We start from the raw sequence: 18,554 nt of genomic DNA, 5'->3' as shown, positions 1-18,554 counted from the left end.
CCAACAGGCTGGACAGCAGCAGCACGCCGAGCAGCAGGCCATAATCGCGGCCCAATACCGCCTCTAGCGCCAGGCGGCCCATGCCCGGCCAGCCATAGACGGTCTCCACCACCACCGCGCCGCCCAGCAGATTGCCCAGATGCAGCCCGGCCACCGTGGTGATGGGGATGAGCGCATTCGGCAGGGCGTGGCGCAATTGCAGCACGATCGGGTGCAGCCCCTTGGCCGCGGCGGCCCGGATGAAGTCCAGCCGCTGCACCTCTAGCAGGCTGGCCCGTATGAGCCGCGCATAGACGGCAACGAAGAACAACGACAGGCTGGCCGCAGGCAGCACCAGATATCGCATCCGGTCGAACATCCAGGCCAGACCATGCAGGTTGGCCGCCACCGTTTCGTTGCCATTGCCCGGCAGCCAACGGAGCTTGACCGAGAACAGCACGATTGCCATCAGCCCGATCCAGAAGCCCGGCGTGGAGTAGCATAGCAGCACCACCACCTGCAGCACCCTGTCGACCCAACGGCCGGCGAACGCTGCCATGACGCACCCCACCACAACGCCAACGACCAGCGCGATCACCATTGCGCTCACCATCAGCAGAAGCGTGTTTGGCAGCCGGTCCAGCACCAGACGGGCCACGGGCACGTTGAACCGCGCCGACATGCCCAGGTCCAGATGCACCAGATGCCACAAATAGGTGCCTAGTTGGATCAGCACCGGCTGGTCCAGCCCGAAACGGCTGCGCAGCGCGGCCATGCCTTCGCTGGTGGCCCCGCCGGACTCGCCCGCCAGCACGTCCGCCGCATCGCCGGGCATCAGTTGCAGCAGCAGGAAATCCAGCACCAGAATGCCGATGATGGTTGGGATGGCGTGAACCGCTGCGCGGCGCAGCGTGGTCCAGACGCGGCTAGGCGTCGACAAACACGCTGCCAAGGTTGGATTCGACGCCCTCCGCCGTCAGCAACTCATTATGTACTCGCGTGTTGGACAGCGTCAGGAATACGGGAGAACACAGGTTCAGGTCCGGCACATCCTTGGCCACGGTTTGTTGGAACTGTTTGAACAGCGCCACGCGTTTCGCCGGGTCGTTTTCCACCGCCGCGTCCTCCAGCAGCTTGTCGACCTCCGGGCTGCTGTAGTGCGTGCAGTTGGAGAAGGGGACGCCCTTGATGAAGTTCTTCGACCAATACAAACGCTGCACACCGACCGTCGGGTCGAACAGATTGCTGGCGCCGTTGATGGTGAACTCGAACTCCCGGTCGCTATAGACCCGGCGCACGAAACTGCCCATGTCCTGCGCCCGGATATCCACGGCAATGCCGGCCCGCCCGAGCAATGCACGCACGATATCGCCGGTTCGCTTCTGGTCCTCGCCCGATGGGTTGTAGTCGAGCGTGACGTGGAAGCGTGTGCGATCGGGCCCCCGCGGGAAACCGGCTTTGTCCAGCAAGGCCTCCGCCGCCTTGACATCGAACGGATAGGGCGAGGGCGCCGGGTCATAGAACGCCTTCAGGCCCGGTGCGATGGGGGAGGCGCAAGGCACTGCTAGCCCGTAATAGGCGGCCTTGCAGATCAGGGTCCGGTCCATCAGATGCGCGATGGCCTGGCGGACTTCGGGTTTGGCGAAATACTTGTTGTCCAGGTTGAATTCCAACCGGGTGACATTGAATGAGTAGGTATTGCCGCGCGGGTCGAAGCGCAGTTTCGGATTGGCCTTCAATCGCTCCACATCGTTCAGTGCCACGGGGGTGCGATAACCCAGGTCGGCCTGCCCGGTTTCGAATAGCACCGAACGTGCTGCCGGGTCGGGCACGAACTTGACGATAAGCTGGTCGAGGTAGGGCTTTGGTGCGTCCCAATACGCCGCATTGCGCTCGTATAGTGCGTAATTGCCGCGTGACCATTCCTTGAACCGGAACGGCCCGGTGCCGATTGGGGCATTATTCGCCGGATTGGCAACCGGGTCGCCTTGTTCGTAGATATGCTTCGGCAGGATCGGTGTTTCTGCGGCAACGAGCGCCTTGATCATATACGGCGCGGGTTTGGACAGGCGGAACACTGCCGTCAGCGGATCGGGCGTTTCCACGGCGGTGACGTTGGCGAAGGTGCTGCGCCCGCGTGGGTGTAGCCGCTTCAGCAGCAGGATGCTGAACGCGACGTCGGCCGAAGTGAAATCCTGTCCGTCATGCCATTTCACGCCGGGGCGCAGGCTGAAATGGTAGGATAATCCGTCCGCCGCCACGTCCCATTTCATCGCCAGCTGTGGCAGTGGGTTCAGGTCGTTGTCATAGTCCAGCAACCCTTCCACCACTTTGGCACTGACGGAGAGCGACCAGGTCAGCACCGTGAACGCCGACACCAGCGCCGTGGGTTCGGATTGCAGCACCACCGTCAGCGTGCCGCCTCGCTTTGGGTCGCCCGGATCTGGGCCACCCAGGTTCGGGCTACCCGGATTCTGTCCACCCGGATTCTGTCCACCCGGATTCTGGCTACCCTGGGCGCGTGCTTTGTTGCCTGCCACCGCAATCAGGGCGGGCAGTGCGGCCAGAGTAGTCCGGCGGGTCAGCGGCATCGGCGTCTATCCATATCGCAGTGCAGCATGCAGGATGGATCGAAAGCGCTGCCATGAGCAATCCCCAGCCTCGCTTGTTCCTGGGGCTTGTTGCTGGCCCTTGTTGCTGGGGCTTGCTGCCGGGGAGCCGGAAGGGCGGTAGTCTGCGGCCCATAAAAAAGATTGGCTTCCTCTCGTTCGGGCACTGGACATCCTCGCAGCAGTCGCAGACGCCTTCGGCCGCCGACGCGCGCCTGCAATCAATCGACCTCGCTGTCGCTGCCGAGGCGCTGGCGGCGGCCGACTGCAACTGGGGATCAGCAGGGGATCCCCCCCGAGCAGGTGATCGATGGATGGTGCCACTTCGGCTGCAGCCCAGCCGAGGGGGGAGCGACGCCGTCACGGAGCGCCGTCACGCCGTCCGAAGGAAAGGCCTTAGGCGACTGCCCAGATGTTGCCTCCCAGGTCGCATGCTCCTGGCTGCGTCGCGGCTGATTTGACCGGCTGGGCGCTCCGGCGATAGCCTCCGCCCAGGGCATATAAAACTTGCCGAAAAGGGAGTGGCCAGAAATGATCCATCGTAAAGCGGTCATCGGTGGGATAATGCTGGCCGCGATATGGATCGTTCCATGTGCGATTGCGCAACCAGCCTGTACCCCGAATAACGGGGCGGTTCCGCCGGGTGCAAACATCACCGACCGGTCATCTCCGTTTTTCATCGACACGACTGGGTTGGACCTGGCCACGGCACCCCCGACGCGAGACCCGGCCAATCCCAACTATGCGCGCGCGACCACGCTGGCCGATGAAACCTTGCCGCCCAGTGGGGCCGAGGGTAACTTTATCATCGGGCCGACCCATCGACCTGCGCCCGAAACCGTTGCACAGGACGCAGTCCCACACGGCACTATCGTGTCCTTTACCGTCTCGTCCAGCGACAGCGTGATCTACAATCCCGGCATGATCCGTGACGACCCGCTGGATTGTCGCAACGGCTCGGTCAATGCTGCGCAAACTGCCCCCGGCGACCGGTCGAACATGATCGTCCCGACCAGCCACCCCGGCGCTTGGACGCGCACCATCGACGTCTATGTCCCCGCCCAATATGTCCGTGGCACGACTGCGCCGTTCATTGTCTTCGGCGATGGCGGGGCGACTGGCTCTTATCCCGGCCGCGACTTGTTCACCACGCTTGATAGCCTGATCCAGCAACACCGCGTCCCTGCGATGATCGCCATCGGTATTGCTGCAGGGGGGCAGGATGCACAAGGCAGCGAGCGCGGGCGTGAGTATGACACCGTTTCCGGCGCATATGCGGAGTGGGTGGAGCGGGAAGTACTTCCGCTGGTGGAGCAGCATTCCGGTGCCAAGCTCACCAAAGATCCGGAGGGCCGGGCGACGATGGGCGTCAGCTCGAGCGGTGCGGCCGCTTTCACCATGGCCTGGTTCCACCCCGAACTCTACCACAAGGTGCTCGCCTACTCACCAACCATGGTGAACCAGCAATGGCCACATGACACGGCCCTACCGGGCGGCGCATGGGAATATCATGCCGGATGGCCCGGGCCAGCCATCCCCAGGCTAACGGTGACCGTCAATACCGTGACGCCGACCGAGGCACCCGCCGGCGCTCCGCTGATCCCCAACAGCGTAACCAAGCCCATCCGCTTTTGGTTCGAGGTCGGCGACCAGGACTTGTTCTACCCTGTTGCCGGCATGGCCGACGGTATGCACGACTGGGTGCTGGCCAACGAGGGCATGGCGAAGGTGCTGGCTGCGAAGGGCTACCACTATCAATTCGTCTTCGCGCGCAATGCCAAGCACGTCGACCGCCCGGTCGTGGCGCAAACCTTGCCAACTGCGCTTGAATGGCTGTGGAAGGACTATCCCATTCAATAGCCCAGACTGGCTCGGCGGATCCAATGGAGCCAGATCCGGACGTCCCGACGATTGCGTTTCACAACCGATACGGACTTGAGATAAGATATGGCACCGTGTCGGGGGACCGTAACGTGAGCCTTTTTGGGAAGCCAGCCCAGGACGCGCGGACTACCGGCGCCTACAGTCCGGCCATTAATGCTGGTGGCGATGTCTCGGTCGTCCAGGGCTATAGTGCCGATGAGGTGCAGATACTGGTCGCGGCAGCCGTCACCGGTGCTACCGCATCCCACGCCAAAGCAGTCGCTGACCTTGCGGCGCAGATTGGAGCGACCAAGGAAGCCATACTCAATTTCCTGCGCATCATGGGCGAGAAACGGGTTGGTCCGGATCATCTTCTGGAGACATTGAGCGAGCTTGGCGAGAAGTATCGGGCTGCCGGCGAGCGGATCGCAAGCCTCGCCTCTGCCGATGAAGACACCCAGAGGCTACTCGACGACGCGAAGGCTGCCAACGAACTCGGCGATTACGCGACCGCGGATAGGCTGCTGGCACAGGCGGAACAAGCTGAGATGAGGGCTGCTGATGCCCTGCAAGCGCAAGCGGAAGAACGCCTGGCGAAGGTTGCGGAGGTGCGCGCCGGCCGCGGGTTGTTGGCGCTGGCGGCCTTGCGGTTCGGCGATGCGGCCCAACTGTTTGACTCAGCGCTGGAAGCCTTGCCCAAAGGCCGATCCAACATGTGGTTCAATCTGACGATGCTGCGGGGCGAGGCGTTGGAGCGGCAGGGGATCGACCAAGGTGACAATGGCGCGCTTCTGCAAGCGATCAAGACTTATGATGGCCTAATCGGAGACGATGCTGTCGCGCAAAGTGCGAGGCTGACGGTGCTGCTCGCCCTCGGGCGTGCACGTACTGCACTGGGTACACGGGAATCGGATCCCAAGCGCTTATTTGAGGCAATTGGGACCTTCGAACTTGCGCTCAAATATTGCCCGGGTGAGTCAGACAACGACAACTGGATCACCATCCAGACCTCGATAGGCATTGCCTTCGGCCAAATTGGCCGCCGAAGCAGAAACACTGCCATTTTGAATGCTGCGGCGTCTGCTTATGCGCAAGCGCTGAGCAAGATAGACACTGATAAGGAGCCGCGGCGCGTCGCTGGCGTATTGGCGAATTTTGCGACGGTCCTGAAAAGTTTAGGCGAACGCGAGCAGGGTTCCACGACACTAGACAGAGCGTTGCAGGCAAATGAAATGGCCGGGGAGCGGCTGACCCGCGCCAAGTGGCCGCTCGCCTGGGCCTTGGTCCAGCATAATACGGGCAACCTGCTGGTCGAAATCGCCGGGCGAAAAGGCGGCACGGCTGATCTGGACGAGGCCGAAAAACGCTTCGACCGGGCGCTTGAGGAGCGCAGGCGCGACCGCGTTCCAATCGATTGGGCCGAGTCGACGAACGGTCTGGGCACGGCCTTGGCGAGGCGGGGCGGACTATTGGAAGACGATTCGGTGCTACAGCAAGCCGAAGTCGCTTTCCGCGCCGCACTCGAGGTATTCACGCCGGAACGGGATCCGCAGTCCTGGGGCCATGCATCCATCAATTTGGCGAATGTGCTGTCGCAGCGGAGCAGTTTTCTTCGGGATGGACTACTTCTAGACAAGGCAATCGCCACGTACTCAGCGGCTCGTCAGGGCATTTCGCGCGCGAGCTACCCGCTGCTTTGGGCATCGTGTTCCTCCAGTCTGGGAATTGCGTTGCAACTCCGAGGCAAATCCAAGAAAAATCGAGAGGACATCCGGCTTGCGGTCGATGCGTTGCGCGATGCCTTGGCAGAGTGGCCGCTCGAAAGCATGCCGATCCAACATGCGACTGGACAAACCAATCTCGGCACGGCGCTACTCGCGTCCTTCGACCTCGGCGGGATTCTTCAACAGGCGCGCGAGGCTCAAATCCGGCTGCAGGTGGCCCTCGATGTTTGGGACCACGCAGGTATGCGGGCGGACGCGGCCGGAACCCGCCTCAATCTTGCGGAAGCGTTGGCAGCGTCGGGCGACAAGGCGGCGGCGGCCCGGCGAGCCGGTGAGGCGGTAACGCTGTTTACGGCTGAGGGCATGATTGCCTGGGTGGAGCGGGCGAAGGCTGCGGTGGCACAGTATGAAGGGGCGCCCACATGAGCATCGGTGGCTTGGCAACGCTCGGTAAGATTGCGGGCGTGGGAGGAATCGCATTGGGCGCCGTCGTGCTGCTCGGTGACAAACTGATCGGTACAGTCGGTAAAATGCCTGCCGCAGACCAGGCGGCCGCGGTGCATCTGATCACAATCGGCCTGTTCGGCATTGGTGCGCTCGGATTAGTCGTTTGGGTGATTGGAAGCTGGTCGAGGGGCATTTCGGCGAGTAGCACCGGGGACTCCTCACCCGCTATCGTCGCAGGTGGGAATGTCGGGGTGAATGCCCCCGCGGGCGCGACCCCGGCGAGGAAGGGGGGCGGCCCAGGCGTCCCGCACGGCGCCGCGCGCACCAGAGGGGATCATAGCGCCGCCGTGATCGCTGGCGGGAGTGCCAGCGTCAATACGGAGCTTCCGGCGGTTTCAATCGCTGCTCATGGTCCGAAGCCCAAGCGAGCGGCGAACACACCGGAGCCCTGAGGCTCGTCAAACGCCAACCGAAGCCGCTGCCGCAATTCGAAGCAGGTGGCTTGTTCACTCGTGCAAAATTCGGCCGCTTCAGGGCGCGGGGTGCAGTTCGAGCTTTTGGATCCGCCAGTTCAGCAGCTCAGCCACATAGATCTCGTTTTCAGATGGGCATGCGATCTGGTGGATCCAGCCAAACTCCTTGAGCTGCTTTCCTGCCCGGCCAAGTACGCCCAGCACTGTTCCATCGAGCGCCAGTTTATAAATGCGGCCGGGGTAGGCGTCTGAGGCATACATCACTTGATGTGGCCCGGGCGTGATGCAAATCGCCCATGGTGATCCCGGAGCCATCGTCTTTGTCGTCCCGCCATAACCTGCTGCAATGCCATTGATGTCTGGCGTTGGACCGATGGCAGCGTGCGAGCCTGGCGGTACGGGCACGTTGATGACGATTTGGCGCAAAAACTTGCCACTGGTGTCCAAGACTTGAATCCGGCCATTGCCGCGATCGGCGACGTAGATATTGTCTTGCTGATCGACGGCAATGCTATGCGGCGTATTGAATTGCAGCGGACCGTTGCCCGGAGTGCCGAAGGACCCGAGCCATGTGCCGTCGGGCGATACCTTGGCCACGCGAGAGTTGATATAACCGTCGCTGATATAGCCGTTACCTGCAGCGTCCCATGCGACATCGGTTACTTGTCGAAACCAACCGTCGATGGGAGCAGCTGGTGGCTTTGGATGTTTGACAGGCCCAGTGTCCTCGTCCGACGCCTCCTGCTTGCGTCCGAAGACCATTGCGACCCGTCCAGCTGGTGTAAACTTGATCACCATATCCGAGCCTTTGTCGGCCGCCCAAATGTTGTCCTGAGGGTCGATCTTGACTGAATGGGCGAAGGACCAGGCGTAGAGATTGTGGCCGACTTCGCGCAGGTACGTGCCGTCGGGTTTAAATTCCAGCAACTGGGCCGCGGCAGCAGCATATGCCGGGCCCGTGGTATTGCCGCGGGAGAAGATGAACACATTTCCCGCTTTGTTCACGGCAACGCCCGCCGCTTCGCCCAAGAACATGTCTGGTGGTAGCTTGATGAAGTCTGGGACCGAGTCAAACGGGATTTCCGGGACAACCGGCGTTTGCGCCAAAGCCGAAAGGGGCAGGAACAGCAAGATTGCCATCAGACGCCGCATGATCTGGTCTCCCGGAACAACCCACGGCTCTGCGGCCGCTGGCCTGATGAGGGGGACGACCGGCGCGCCTTGTCAAGACCGGCTATTCCGCATTTGGCTTTTTTGTCCGGTGCGATAGCCGTAGGGATGAAACCGGGGGAGAAAACGACCATGAAGTTCGTGCCGTGTCTGATCTGTTTTTTGCCTTTGGTCTGGCCGGACATTGGATCTGCCCAGACGCAGTCGCAACTAGACTATGCCGTTCGCTTCGGATCGATTGCGACAACCAGCCCGCTTTGTGGTCTGCGTGACGACCGTTGGGCGGCTGATCTCCGCCAAGCGGAAATCCAGGCGTTGGGGTCTCGTGGTGCATCTTCGGAACCCGGCCTGCCCGAGGCGCGACAACGAGACAGGATAGGGGCTGCGATGTCCTATGCCGAAGACGAAGCACTGGAAAACTTCGCCGCCGCCGCCCCGATTGCTACCTGCGAGCCACTTGCCAGAAATCCGGATTTGAAGCTGGCTGACAAAATAGTTGCGGCCTACCGCTCTGGTGCGGGTATGCCGCTTTGGTGACAGCGATTCTCTGACATCGATGCTGTGCATCGCCGTGTCCGAATTGCGCGCATTCGCGGTATGCCCTAGCGTGTTGCTGTCAAACGTTTGTTAGGCCGACGAAGATCGGCAGGCCGATCACGAGGAAGCGCACGATGTTGATACGCGGAAGCAGCTACGAGGACACCGTTGCCCGCTTCGTCTGGGATGTACCGCCGCGTTTCAACATCGCCTACGCGGTATGCGAGCGCCATGTCGGGGCAGGGCGCGAGGCGTTGATCTACCAGGACGCCAATGGCGCGGTGACCCGTTACTCGTTTGAGGATCTGCTGGACCTATCCCGTCGCTTTGCCAACGCGCTCATCGCGCTTGGCGTCCAGCGAGGCGACCGCGTCGCGATCCTGTTGCCACAGGGGCCGGAAACCCTGGTGGCGCATCTGGCCGCCTATCGTATGGGCGCGATCGCGCTGCCCCTGTTCAGCCTCTTTGGCCCGGAGGCAATCGAGTATCGCCTGCGGGACAGCGAGGCCTGCGTCGTGGTGACCGCCGATGTCGGCCTCGCGAAAATCCAGCCGATCTGGGCGGGGCTGCCGACGCTACGCACGGTGATCGACATCGAGGGGGGCCGCGGTCCGAACGTGCTCGGGTTCCAGGACCTGATGTCCCGCGCGTCGTCGAGTCATGCCTGTGTCGACACGCTGGCCGATGACCCGGCGCTGATTCTATATACCTCCGGCACGACTGGGCAGCCTAAGGGCGTGTTGCACGCCCATCGCGTGCTGCTTGGCATCCTGCCGGGGGTGGAGTTTCCGCATGATTTCTTCCCGCAACAGGGCGACCGCATCTGGACGCCGGCGGATTGGGCGTGGGCTGGTGGGTTGTTGGATGTGTTGCTCCCGGCCCTGTATCACGCCATCCCGGTAGTGGCCTGCCGGCTGCCGAAATTCGACGCGGACATCGCGTTCGACCTGCTGCGCCGACACGAAATCCGCAACGCCTTCATGCCGCCCACCGCGCTGAAGATCATGCGTCAGCAGGCCGCGCCCCGGTCCCCGGTGCAGATGCGCAGTGTGGCCAGCGGTGGGGAACGCATGGGTGCCGACATGCTCGATTGGGGGCGGGCCACGTTCGGCGTAACGATCAACGAATTCTACGGCCAAACCGAGGTCAATCTCGTCATCGGCAATTGCGCCACTCTGATGCCCACGCGGGACGGATCGATGGGCCGCGCCGTGCCCGGCCATCGGGTTGCCGTCATCGGCGAGGATGGGGCCGTCCTACCTGCGGGGCAGGCCGGGTCGATCGCCGTGCGTGCGCCCGACCCGGTGATGTTCCTGCAATACTGGCGCAACCCCGATGCGACGGCCCGCAAGTTTCGTGGCGACTGGTTGCTAACGGGGGATTTGGGCGTTTGCGACGACGCCGGGTATTTCTGGTTCCACGGTCGCGATGACGACGTGATCATCAGCGCCGGCTACCGCATCGGGCCAGATGAAGTCGAAGGCTGCGTGGCCGGCCACCCGGCGGTGGCGATGGTGGCCGTCATCGGCGTGCCGGATGCGTTGCGCGGGGAAGTGGTCAAGGCCTTCGTCGTTCCGCGCGATGGCTTCGACCCTGGCCCCGAACTGGTCGCCGACATCCAGGCCTACGTCAAAACCCGGCTGTCCGGCCACGAATATCCGCGCGAGATCGAGTTCCTGGACGCGCTGCCGATGACCATCACCGGAAAGATCATGCGGCGCGAGCTGCGTAACCGCCGTAGCCCGGGTTAGGAGGCGCATAATGGGTCGCTATTTCGAGCAATTCGCCGTAGACGCGACGTTCCGTACGCCGGGTCGCACCATTACGGAGGCCGATATCGGCACCTTTGCGGGGCTGACGGGTGACTACAACCCGGTTCATACGGATGCCGAGTTCGCCGCAACGACCGAGTTCGGCACCCGTATCGCACATGGCCCGTTCGGCATCGGCCTGGCGTTCGGCCTGGCATCCCGGTTGGACCTCATCGACGGCACGGTCATCGCCCTGCTGTCGGTGCAATGGGAGTTCAAGGCGCCGGTTCGCGCCGGTGACACCTTGCACGCTGAAATTGCCGTGACCGAGGCGCGCCCGTCCAAGAAGGACGACCGCGGCGTGGTTGGCCTGCGATTCGCGATGATGAACCAGAAGGGCGAGACGACGCAGGCCGGGACTTGCCGCCTGCTGATGCGTCGCACGCCCGGCCCGCCGGCCTACGCGGCCTGAGGTTCGATCTCGACCAGGAGCGCGCCGCCCGCCACGATCTGGCCTGGGACGCAATGCACCGCGCGCACGGTGCCATCGAGGGAGGCGGCGAGCGGCATCATCAGCTTCATCGCCTCCTGCACCACCACCACATCGCCGCGCCGGACCACCTGTCCTAGCACCACCAGCACCTTGGCTACCACGCCCGGCATCGCTGCGACGATGTTGGAGCCACTGGCCTGGTCACGCGATTGCTTGCGCCCGAGTGCCTGAACCAGCGGCAGGGCGGCGATGACCCAACTGGCGCCATCGCTCGCCACGTGGGCGCTGCCGTCGGCCAGTTGCAGGATTGCCGGCTCGCTCGGCAGCGGCAGCAGTGCGCCATCCAGCATTGCGCGTGGGCCGTCCGGCGTCGCCACGACGTCGAGCGTCACCGGGTCGCCGGTGGGGGGCTGCAACTGCATGCGGCATCGCGCCTGCAACCCGGCGCGGGTGGCCGTGCGGAACCCGGCCAATGTGCCCCAGGCGCCGGGTGCGGCCTGCACGATGTCCGCGCGGCATTGCAGCGCCATGGCAACGGCGACCGCGGCCAAGACCGACATCGGCGGCACGGGCGCCTCCCAGCCGCCCGGGAAATTCTCCGGAATGAAAAGCGTCGTCAGCACGCCGTTGAATGCCGGCGAGCGGATGATGTCCCGCAGGAAAGCCTGGTTCGTCCCCGTGCCCAGCACGACCAGGCGGCGCAACGCCCCATCCAATCGCGTTACGGCACCCGCTCGGTCACCGGCATGCGCGATCAGCTTCAGCAACATGGAATCGTAATAGGGGGTGACCTCGCTGCCGACGCGAACGCCGCTGTCGATCCGCAAGCCAGGCCCGCTCGGCTCGTGGTATTGGGTGATGGTGCCCAGTTGCGGGCCGAACCCGGCGGCGGGGTCTTCGGCATTCAACCGCAACTCGATCGCATGGCCCTGCTCGCGCACATCCGCCTGCACGAGCGGCAGGGTTTCGCCTGCCGCGATCCGCAACTGCAATTCCACTAGGTCCAGCCCGGTGATCATCTCCGTCACGGGATGCTCGACCTGCAGACGGGTATTCATCTCCAGGAAGTACGGCTGCGACTCCCCCGCCTCCAGGATGAATTCTACCGTGCCGAGCGAGTCATACTGGATGGCTTGACCCAGCCGAACCGCGGCCTCCAGCAACCTGGCGCGGGTTTCTGCCGGAAGGTGGGCTGCCGGCGCCTCCTCCACCAATTTCTGATAGTTGCGCTGGATCGAGCACTCGCGCTCGAACACGTGGATCAGGTTGCCGTGCTTGTCGCCGGCGAGCTGCACTTCCAGATGCCGTGGCCGCGTGATGAAGCGTTCCAACAATACCCGATCGTCGCCGAACGCCGCCATCGCCTCGGCCTTCGCGGTGGTGAGGTCGTCGATGAACCGACCCGGTTCGTCCACACGGCGCATCCCGCGACCGCCGCCGCCGGCACTCGCCTTGATCAGGACGGGGAAGCCGATCGCCACCGCCTCCCGCAGCAGTCGCTCGGGCGCCTGGTCGTCGCCGTGGTAGCCCGGCACGCTCGGCACACCGTGCGCCGCCGCCAATCGCTTCGACTCGATCTTGGAGCCCATCGATGCGATGCAGCGCGGCGACGGGCCGATCCACGTAATGGCGTTCTCGGCGCATAGTTCGGCAAGCTCGATCCGCTCCGACAGGAAGCCGTAGCCGGGATGGATCGCGCTGGCGCGGTGTGCCAGCGCGGCGGCGATGATCGCCGCGGGCAGCAAGTAGCTGCGCGCCGCCTCCGCCGGGCCGATGCAATGGCTTTCATCGGCCAGCGACACGTGCAGCGCGCCGGCATCGGCTGCGGAGTAGACGGCAATGGTGCGGATGCCCAGCCGGCGACAGGTGCGAATGATGCGACAGGCGATCTCGCCGCGATTGGCGATCAGGACAGATTCGAATATCACGGTTACATCCTGAACACGGGGCTGAGGCCGGTCTCTCGTGGCGTCGCGGCAGCCAGGGCGAGGCATAGGCCGATCACGTCTCTTGTGTCCTGCGGCTCGATGATCCCGTCATCCCATAGGCGTGCGGTGGCGTAGTACGGGTCGCTCTGCTCGGTGAATTGTCGGGTGGTACGATCTGCGAGGTCGTCCATTTCAGCGCCCGATGCGGCGCCCCGCTTCAGGCTGCGGCCACGCAGCTCGGTGAGTACAGTGGTGGCAACTTCGGGGCTCATCGTCGCGATCCGTGCGTTCGGCCAGGCGAACAGGAAGCGCGGGGCGAAGCCGCGGCCGCACATGCCGTAGTTTCCGGCGCCATAGGACCCGCCTATGATGACGGTGAACCGGGGCACGCGCGCCGTGGACACCGCATAGACCAGTTTGGCGCTGTGCTTGGCAATCCCCCCGCGCTCCGCCTCGGTCCCCACCATGAAGCCGGTGATGTTCTGCAGGAACAGCAATGGGATGTTGCGCTGGTTGCACAATTCGATGAAGTGGGCGCCCTTGACTGCAGACTCCGCGAATAGGACGCCGTTATTGGCAAGGATGCCGACGGGTTGGCCGTGCATGTGGGCAAAGCCGCAAACCAGGGTGGCGCCCCAGGCCGGCTTAAACTCCTGGAAATCACTGCCGTCGGTCAGGCGCGCGATGACGTCCCGCACGTCGTAGGGTGTCTTGGCGTCCGCTGGAATGATGCCGCCCAGGTCGGCCGGGTCAGATTTGGGCGGCATGGGCGGGCGCGTCGCCATGTGTTGCGGCGTGGCGCGGTTCAGCTTGGCGACGATGTCGCGCAGGGTCAGGAGAGCCTCGGCCTCGGTATCGACCAGGTAATCGTTCACCCCGGACACCAGCGTGTGCATTTCGGCGCCGCCCAGGGTTTCTGCGTCCACCACCTCCTTGATCGCCGCCTTGACGATCTCGGGACCGCCGAGATGAATGCGCGCATTGCCACGGACCATCACCACCTCGTCCGCCAGGGCCGGAATGTAGGCGCCCCCGGCGGTGCAGCCGCCGAACACCGCCGCGATCTGCGGGACGCCGTTTGCCGACATGCGGCATTGGTTGAGGAACGTCGTGCCGAAATGGTCCTTGCCGGGGAACACCCGGTCTTGTTCCGGCAGATAGGCGCCGCCGCAATCCACCAGATACAGACAGGGGAGGCGGTTCTCCCATGCGATCTCCTGCGCGCGGACGTGCTTGGCCACGGTTTCGGGAAAGAAGCTGCCGCCCTTCACCGTGGCGTCGTTGGCGATGATCATGCAGGGCGTGCCGTGGACCACGCCGACCCCGATCACCAACCCCGCGGCCGGCACTTCGTTGTCATACAAGCCCCAGGCCGCCAGCGGGCAAATCTCCAGGAATGGGCTCAGCGGGTCGACCAGCATGTCAATCCGCTCCCGCACCACGATCTTCTTGCGGTCGCGATGCCGGTCGACCATGGCGGTGCCACCGCCGTTTGCCAAGATGCGGACGCGATCGCGCAGGGTTTCCAGCAGCGCTTCGTAAGCCTGGGCGTTCGTCGCGAACATGGCGGCGTTCGGGTCGGTGCGACTTGCGAGGATGGGCATCTTCAGGCCTTCCGAGCGATGGCGAGGGGGACCCTGGTGACGGATGCGCCATCGAGGATGACGGTCGCCAGGTCATTCGCGACGCGGGTGACAACGCCACGTCGCGGTTCCAGCCACTCCAGCGTGTTGTTCATCGCACCCAGCAAAAACGCGCGCAGGCTGGTGACGTTGACGTCGGCTCGCAACTGGCCAGATTTCACCCCCCGGCCGAGCAGCTCCGCCCAGAGCGCCTCGTACGACCGGCGCACCGCGATGTGCCCGGCACGGATCGCGTGCGGCACTTGGCCGAAGATCCGGATGTTCGCGGAGGTATAGTCACCGGATTCATGCAGTGCCCGCAGATGCGCCTGGATCGCGGCGGTAATGGCCTGCGCCGTCGATGCGTTGGCAGGCAAGGCAGCAATTGCGCGCTCCACCGCCTCGTGCACCCGTTGGACGCCGGTGTTCAGGATCTCGACGACAATAACGTCTTTGGATTCGAAGTGATGATACAGGCTGCCAGCCTTCATCCCACTCTCGGTTGCGATGTCGCGCAGGCTGACAGCGGCGTAACCGTCGCGCCGGAACAACCTGGCGGCGCAATCCAAAACGAGCCGCCTGGACGAACTGGCTTCTGTCGCAACTGCCACTCAACAACTTTCAAAACCGTACAAGTGTTAGGCAGGTTTCGCTTTGTCGGTCAAGGCTGGCCGACATTGACGACGGCCCGTACCACGCTCACACTTCCGCCAAACGAACCCGGCAGCCAGAAGGCGAAAACCGGATCAGGGAGCAATCGCCAATGGCCCGCCGCACTCAATTGTTTAGCGTCCTCGCAGCCCTTGGCGCTGCGGTGATCTGTTCCACCGCGCCCGCCTTCGCCCAGGCCCCGCCGCTCAGGATCGGGGTCCTCAACGACCAATCCGGCATGTATGCCGACCTCGCGGGCGCCGGGTCGGTGATCGCGGCCCGGATGGCGGTCGAGGATGCCGGGGGCAGCGTGCTCGGACGCAAGGTGGAAGTCCTGGTCGGCGACCACCAGAACAAACCCGATATCGGCGCCAGCATCGCGGCCCAATGGTATGACACGCAAGGCGTGTCGGCCATCGTCGACGTCCCGGTTTCATCGGTGGCCTTGGCTGTGCAGGATATTGCACGCACCCGCCACCGTATCGTCCTGTTCTCCGGCGCTGGCACGTCGGACCTCACCGGGAAGGCCTGTTCGCCAACTGGTTTTGCCTGGACCTACGACACCGTGGCGTTGGCCAACGGTACAGGATCGGCGATCGTCAAGGCCGGCGGCGACAGCTGGTTCTTCATCACCGCCGATTATGCGTTCGGCACCGCGGCCGAGCATGATGTCAGCGACGTCGTGCGCGCCAATGGCGGCAGGGTCGTCGGCTCCGTCCGTGCCCCGATGAACACGGCCGATTTCTCGTCTTTTCTGCTGCAGGCGCAGGCCTCGCATGCCAAGATCATCGGCCTGGCAAATTCCGGCTCGGACCTGATCAACGCCATCAAGCAATCGGCGGAGTTCGGCATCGTCGCCGGGGGCCAGAAATTGGCCGGCCTGCTGGTGTTCCTCAGTGACGTGCATAGCCTGGGTTTGCAAACCGCCCAGGGCCTGCAACTGACCGAAAGTTTCTACTGGGATCAAAACGACAAGACCCGTGCGTTCGCCAACCGATTTGCGGCGCTCGATGGCGGCAAGCGCCCCACCATGGTGCAGGCCGGCGTCTACAGCGCGGTTGCCCATTACCTCAAGGCCGTCGCCAAGGCCGGCACGGATGAGGGGATGGCTGTCGCGGCTGCCATCCGGTCTATCCCGGTCGACGATTTCATGACCGATCACGCAACCGTCCGCGCGGATGGGCGGGTGCTTCGCGACTTTTATCTGTTCGAGGTGAAATCTCCCGCGGAATCCAAAGGTCCCTGGGACCTTTACAAGACCATCCGCCGCATCCCGGCAGAGGATGCGGTTCGGCCGCTCAACCAGGGTGGCTGTCCCCTGGTCAGCGGCCAGTAGCCTCAGGCGGCGGCCTGCACCGCTTCCAGCAACGTGGTGACCGACGTGGGATCCTCCAGCCCGCTGGTGTCACCGCGGATGCTGCCGGTTTCCGCAGCTTCGCGTAGCAGGCGGCGCATAATCTTACCGGCGCGGGTTTTTGGCATCGACGCCAGCACATAGACCCGTTCCAGCCGTGCGATCCCGCCGATCGCTTTTTCCACAGACGCCATCAACGAGCGTTGGACCGACGCCGCATCCGCATCCGCGCGCAAGGTGATGAATGCCACCGGCACCGTGCCCTTGATTGCATTGCGGATGCCGACCACGGCTGCCTCGGCCACGCCGTGTTCGGCAGTGGCGGCAGACTCGATCTCCATCGTGCTGATCCGGTGGGCCGCTACATTGATCACGTCATCGGCGCGGCCGAGTACCCAGATATGGCCATCGCTGTCCACCACCGCCTCGTCCGAGGTGCGATAGAACGTGCCTTCGCGATCAAAATAGGTCGCGAGGTAGCGGGGATGATCGTCCCAGATCGTGCGCGCCAGGGTGGGGAAGGGTTGGGTTAGCACCAGGTTCCCCCGCACACCCACGGGTACTTCGTCGCCGTCATCGTCCACCACGCGGTAGCGATGGCCCGGCACCGGGCGCCCGGCCGACCCGGCCTTCAAATCATCCACGCCATACACCGGATAGGTCCAGGTCGATCCCGTCTCTGTCTGGCCATATGCGTTGACGACGGGAATGCCATGCGCGCCCAGATGCTTGCTGGCCCAGTGGAACGTCTCGCTATCCAATGGTTCGCCTTGCACGGTCACCAGCTTCAGCGTGTCCGAACGGTGCTGCGCTGCCACGTCGTCACCCAGCGCACGCAACATTCGCAATGCCGTCGGTGCGATCAGGATCTTGGTCACGCCGTGCCGCGCCACGATTTCGTAGAACCGCGATTGCGTCGGCGTGTCGAGCGCGCCTTCGTAGCACAAGATGGTGCCGCCATGCGCCAGCCCGCCGATCACCGCCTGGATGGGAAAGGTCAGCCAGCCGACATCTGCCGCACACCAATACACATCATTCGCCTCCAACCCTGCCTGCCACTGCACGTTGGCCCAGGTCCCGATCAGAAAACCAGCGACGCTGTGCACGACACCCTTCGGCCGTGACTCGGTGCCACTGGTGAAAATCAGGAAGGCCGGGTCGTTCGCACCCATCGGCTCGCACGGGCAATCTGCCGATTGCCGTTGCAGCAGCGCCGACCATCCCGTCTCCCCCGGCCGTAAAATCGCATTCATGCCGGACCGATCGATCACCACGACGTGGCGCAACGCTGTCGCCTTGTCCCGGGCGCGGCGCACATTGTCCAGCAACGGCACGCTACGACCGCGGCGGTAACTCATGTCCGCGGTGATCACGCAGGCCGCCCGCGACGTCACCAGCCGCAGGCCCACGGCATCGGCGGAAAATCCGGAGAACAGCACCGTGTAGATAGCGCCGATCCGGTTACAGGCATGGATAGCGACGAACGCCTCGGGCAAATTCGGCAGATAGATCGCGACCACGTCGCCACGCCCCACGCCCAGTTCCTTCAGCGCATTGGCGCATTTCGCCACCTCGTCACGCAGTACGCGGTAGGTCAGCCGGCGTACGGAACCGTCCTCGCCCTCCCAGATCACTGCCGGGCTATCTGCCCGCGCCGGATGTTCGGCATGCCGGTCGACGCAATTATCCGCGACGTTCAGCAAGCCGCCCTCAAAATACCGAATATCCGTCAGGCCGCCGGTTCGCACGCAGTCCCAGGGTTTGGACCACCGGAACTTCCGCGCAGCCCAGACCCAGTAATCGTCGATGCCTTTCGTTTCTTCCCGCCGCGCCTCGGCCAAAAGCGCGTCCTGCCGCGCCGATCGCCACTCCGACCGGAGCGCCTGCAATGGCTGGTCAATCAACTCGCTCAATGCGTCATGCGTGGCCATGGATCGTTTTCCCTTGGAACGA

At 63.8% G+C, this 18,554-nt stretch carries 13 protein-coding genes; 6 read left to right on the top strand and 7 right to left on the bottom strand.

Annotated features, from left to right (window positions below; all coding sequences use genetic code 11):
- Together GSQ76_RS30715 and GSQ76_RS30710 are read right to left on the bottom strand one after the other, a co-directional pair.
- On the bottom strand, positions 1-919 hold a 919-nt coding region (locus GSQ76_RS30715), incomplete at its 3' end, for an ABC transporter permease (protein WP_254070732.1).
- On the bottom strand, positions 906-2,570 hold the full coding sequence (locus GSQ76_RS30710; RefSeq protein WP_158747874.1) for an ABC transporter substrate-binding protein: 1,665 nt from the start codon (positions 2,568-2,570) through the stop codon (positions 906-908). The genes GSQ76_RS30710 and GSQ76_RS30715, both read right to left, overlap by 14 nt.
- Before the next feature lie 549 nt (positions 2,571-3,119).
- On the opposite strand from GSQ76_RS30710, the gene GSQ76_RS30700 reads away from it, so the two are divergent.
- Both GSQ76_RS30700 and GSQ76_RS30695 read left to right on the top strand, forming a co-directional pair.
- Positions 3,120-4,448: an esterase family protein gene (locus GSQ76_RS30700; protein WP_158747873.1), complete on the top strand. Its 1,329-nt coding sequence runs from the start codon at positions 3,120-3,122 to the stop codon at positions 4,446-4,448.
- Positions 4,449-4,471: 23 nt separating this feature from the next.
- Positions 4,472-6,601 carry a hypothetical protein gene (locus GSQ76_RS30695; protein ID WP_158747872.1) on the top strand — a complete coding sequence of 710 codons (2,130 nt, stop codon included), beginning with the start codon at positions 4,472-4,474 and terminating at the stop codon, positions 6,599-6,601.
- Positions 6,602-7,152: 551 nt separating this feature from the next.
- On the opposite strand, the gene GSQ76_RS30690 is transcribed toward GSQ76_RS30695, so the two are convergent.
- The gene (locus tag GSQ76_RS30690; RefSeq protein WP_158747871.1) at positions 7,153-8,247 is read right to left on the bottom strand and encodes a peptidyl-alpha-hydroxyglycine alpha-amidating lyase family protein; all 1,095 of its coding nucleotides are present in this window, start codon (positions 8,245-8,247) and stop codon (positions 7,153-7,155) included.
- A 150-nt stretch (positions 8,248-8,397) separates the two neighbouring features.
- Between GSQ76_RS30690 and GSQ76_RS30685 the strand changes: the two genes are divergently transcribed.
- The 3 genes from GSQ76_RS30685 to GSQ76_RS30675 all read left to right on the top strand — a co-directional run bounded on the left by GSQ76_RS30685 (position 8,398) and on the right by GSQ76_RS30675 (position 11,025).
- Complete coding sequence (locus tag GSQ76_RS30685; RefSeq protein ID WP_158747870.1) at positions 8,398-8,802, top strand: hypothetical protein; 405 nt, start codon at positions 8,398-8,400, stop codon at positions 8,800-8,802.
- Between the two features lie 134 nt (positions 8,803-8,936).
- Complete coding sequence (locus GSQ76_RS30680) at positions 8,937-10,553, top strand: acyl-CoA synthetase (RefSeq protein WP_158747869.1); 1,617 nt, start codon at positions 8,937-8,939, stop codon at positions 10,551-10,553.
- Between the two features lie 10 nt (positions 10,554-10,563).
- On the top strand, positions 10,564-11,025 hold the full coding sequence (locus GSQ76_RS30675) for a MaoC/PaaZ C-terminal domain-containing protein (RefSeq protein ID WP_158747868.1): 462 nt from the start codon (positions 10,564-10,566) through the stop codon (positions 11,023-11,025).
- On the opposite strand, the gene GSQ76_RS30670 is transcribed toward GSQ76_RS30675, so the two are convergent.
- From GSQ76_RS30670 to GSQ76_RS30660, 3 genes are read right to left on the bottom strand one after another with little or no spacing between them, the layout of a single operon-like run.
- Positions 11,013-12,974, bottom strand: a complete 1,962-nt coding sequence (locus GSQ76_RS30670) for a biotin carboxylase N-terminal domain-containing protein (protein WP_254070731.1) — start codon at positions 12,972-12,974, stop codon at positions 11,013-11,015. The genes GSQ76_RS30675 and GSQ76_RS30670 overlap by 13 nt on opposite strands.
- Before the next feature lie 2 nt (positions 12,975-12,976).
- A complete protein-coding gene (locus tag GSQ76_RS30665) occupies positions 12,977-14,584 on the bottom strand; it encodes an acyl-CoA carboxylase subunit beta (protein ID WP_408837557.1) in 1,608 nt (535 codons plus the stop codon).
- Positions 14,581-15,207, bottom strand: a complete 627-nt coding sequence (locus tag GSQ76_RS30660; RefSeq protein ID WP_256367038.1) for a TetR/AcrR family transcriptional regulator — start codon at positions 15,205-15,207, stop codon at positions 14,581-14,583. Before GSQ76_RS30660 ends, GSQ76_RS30665 begins: the two co-directional genes overlap by 4 nt.
- Before the next feature lie 152 nt (positions 15,208-15,359).
- Between GSQ76_RS30660 and GSQ76_RS30655 the strand changes: the two genes are divergently transcribed.
- Positions 15,360-16,583, top strand: a complete 1,224-nt coding sequence (locus GSQ76_RS30655; RefSeq protein ID WP_158747865.1) for an ABC transporter substrate-binding protein — start codon at positions 15,360-15,362, stop codon at positions 16,581-16,583.
- Between the two features lie 2 nt (positions 16,584-16,585).
- On the opposite strand, the gene GSQ76_RS30650 is transcribed toward GSQ76_RS30655, so the two are convergent.
- The gene (locus tag GSQ76_RS30650) at positions 16,586-18,532 is read right to left on the bottom strand and encodes an acetate--CoA ligase (protein ID WP_158747864.1); all 1,947 of its coding nucleotides are present in this window, start codon (positions 18,530-18,532) and stop codon (positions 16,586-16,588) included.
- Between the last annotated feature and the right edge of the window lie 22 nt (positions 18,533-18,554).

It is taken from the genome of Acidisphaera sp. L21, assembly GCF_009765685.1.
GTDB lineage: Bacteria > Pseudomonadota > Alphaproteobacteria > Acetobacterales > Acetobacteraceae > LMUY01.
Note: the sequence above shows the minus strand (reverse complement) of the source record. Positions and strands in the feature narration are given on the sequence as shown.

What these genes read in the sequence shown, in the direction of transcription:
- GSQ76_RS30700 (WP_158747873.1), top strand. Translation starts at nt 3,120, where the DNA reads ATGATCCATCGTAAAGCGGTCATCGGTGGGATAATGCTGGCCGCGATA.
- GSQ76_RS30680 (WP_158747869.1), top strand. Translation starts at nt 8,937, where the DNA reads ATGTTGATACGCGGAAGCAGCTACGAGGACACCGTTGCCCGCTTCGTC.
- GSQ76_RS30695 (WP_158747872.1), top strand. Translation starts at nt 4,472, where the DNA reads ATGGAGCCAGATCCGGACGTCCCGACGATTGCGTTTCACAACCGATAC.
- GSQ76_RS30710 (WP_158747874.1), bottom strand. Translation starts at nt 2,570, where the DNA reads ATGCCGCTGACCCGCCGGACTACTCTGGCCGCACTGCCCGCCCTGATT.
- GSQ76_RS30675 (WP_158747868.1), top strand. Translation starts at nt 10,564, where the DNA reads ATGGGTCGCTATTTCGAGCAATTCGCCGTAGACGCGACGTTCCGTACG.
- GSQ76_RS30650 (WP_158747864.1), bottom strand. Translation starts at nt 18,532, where the DNA reads ATGGCCACGCATGACGCATTGAGCGAGTTGATTGACCAGCCATTGCAG.
- GSQ76_RS30690 (WP_158747871.1), bottom strand. Translation starts at nt 8,247, where the DNA reads ATGCGGCGTCTGATGGCAATCTTGCTGTTCCTGCCCCTTTCGGCTTTG.
- GSQ76_RS30685 (WP_158747870.1), top strand. Translation starts at nt 8,398, where the DNA reads ATGAAGTTCGTGCCGTGTCTGATCTGTTTTTTGCCTTTGGTCTGGCCG.
- GSQ76_RS30655 (WP_158747865.1), top strand. Translation starts at nt 15,360, where the DNA reads ATGGCCCGCCGCACTCAATTGTTTAGCGTCCTCGCAGCCCTTGGCGCT.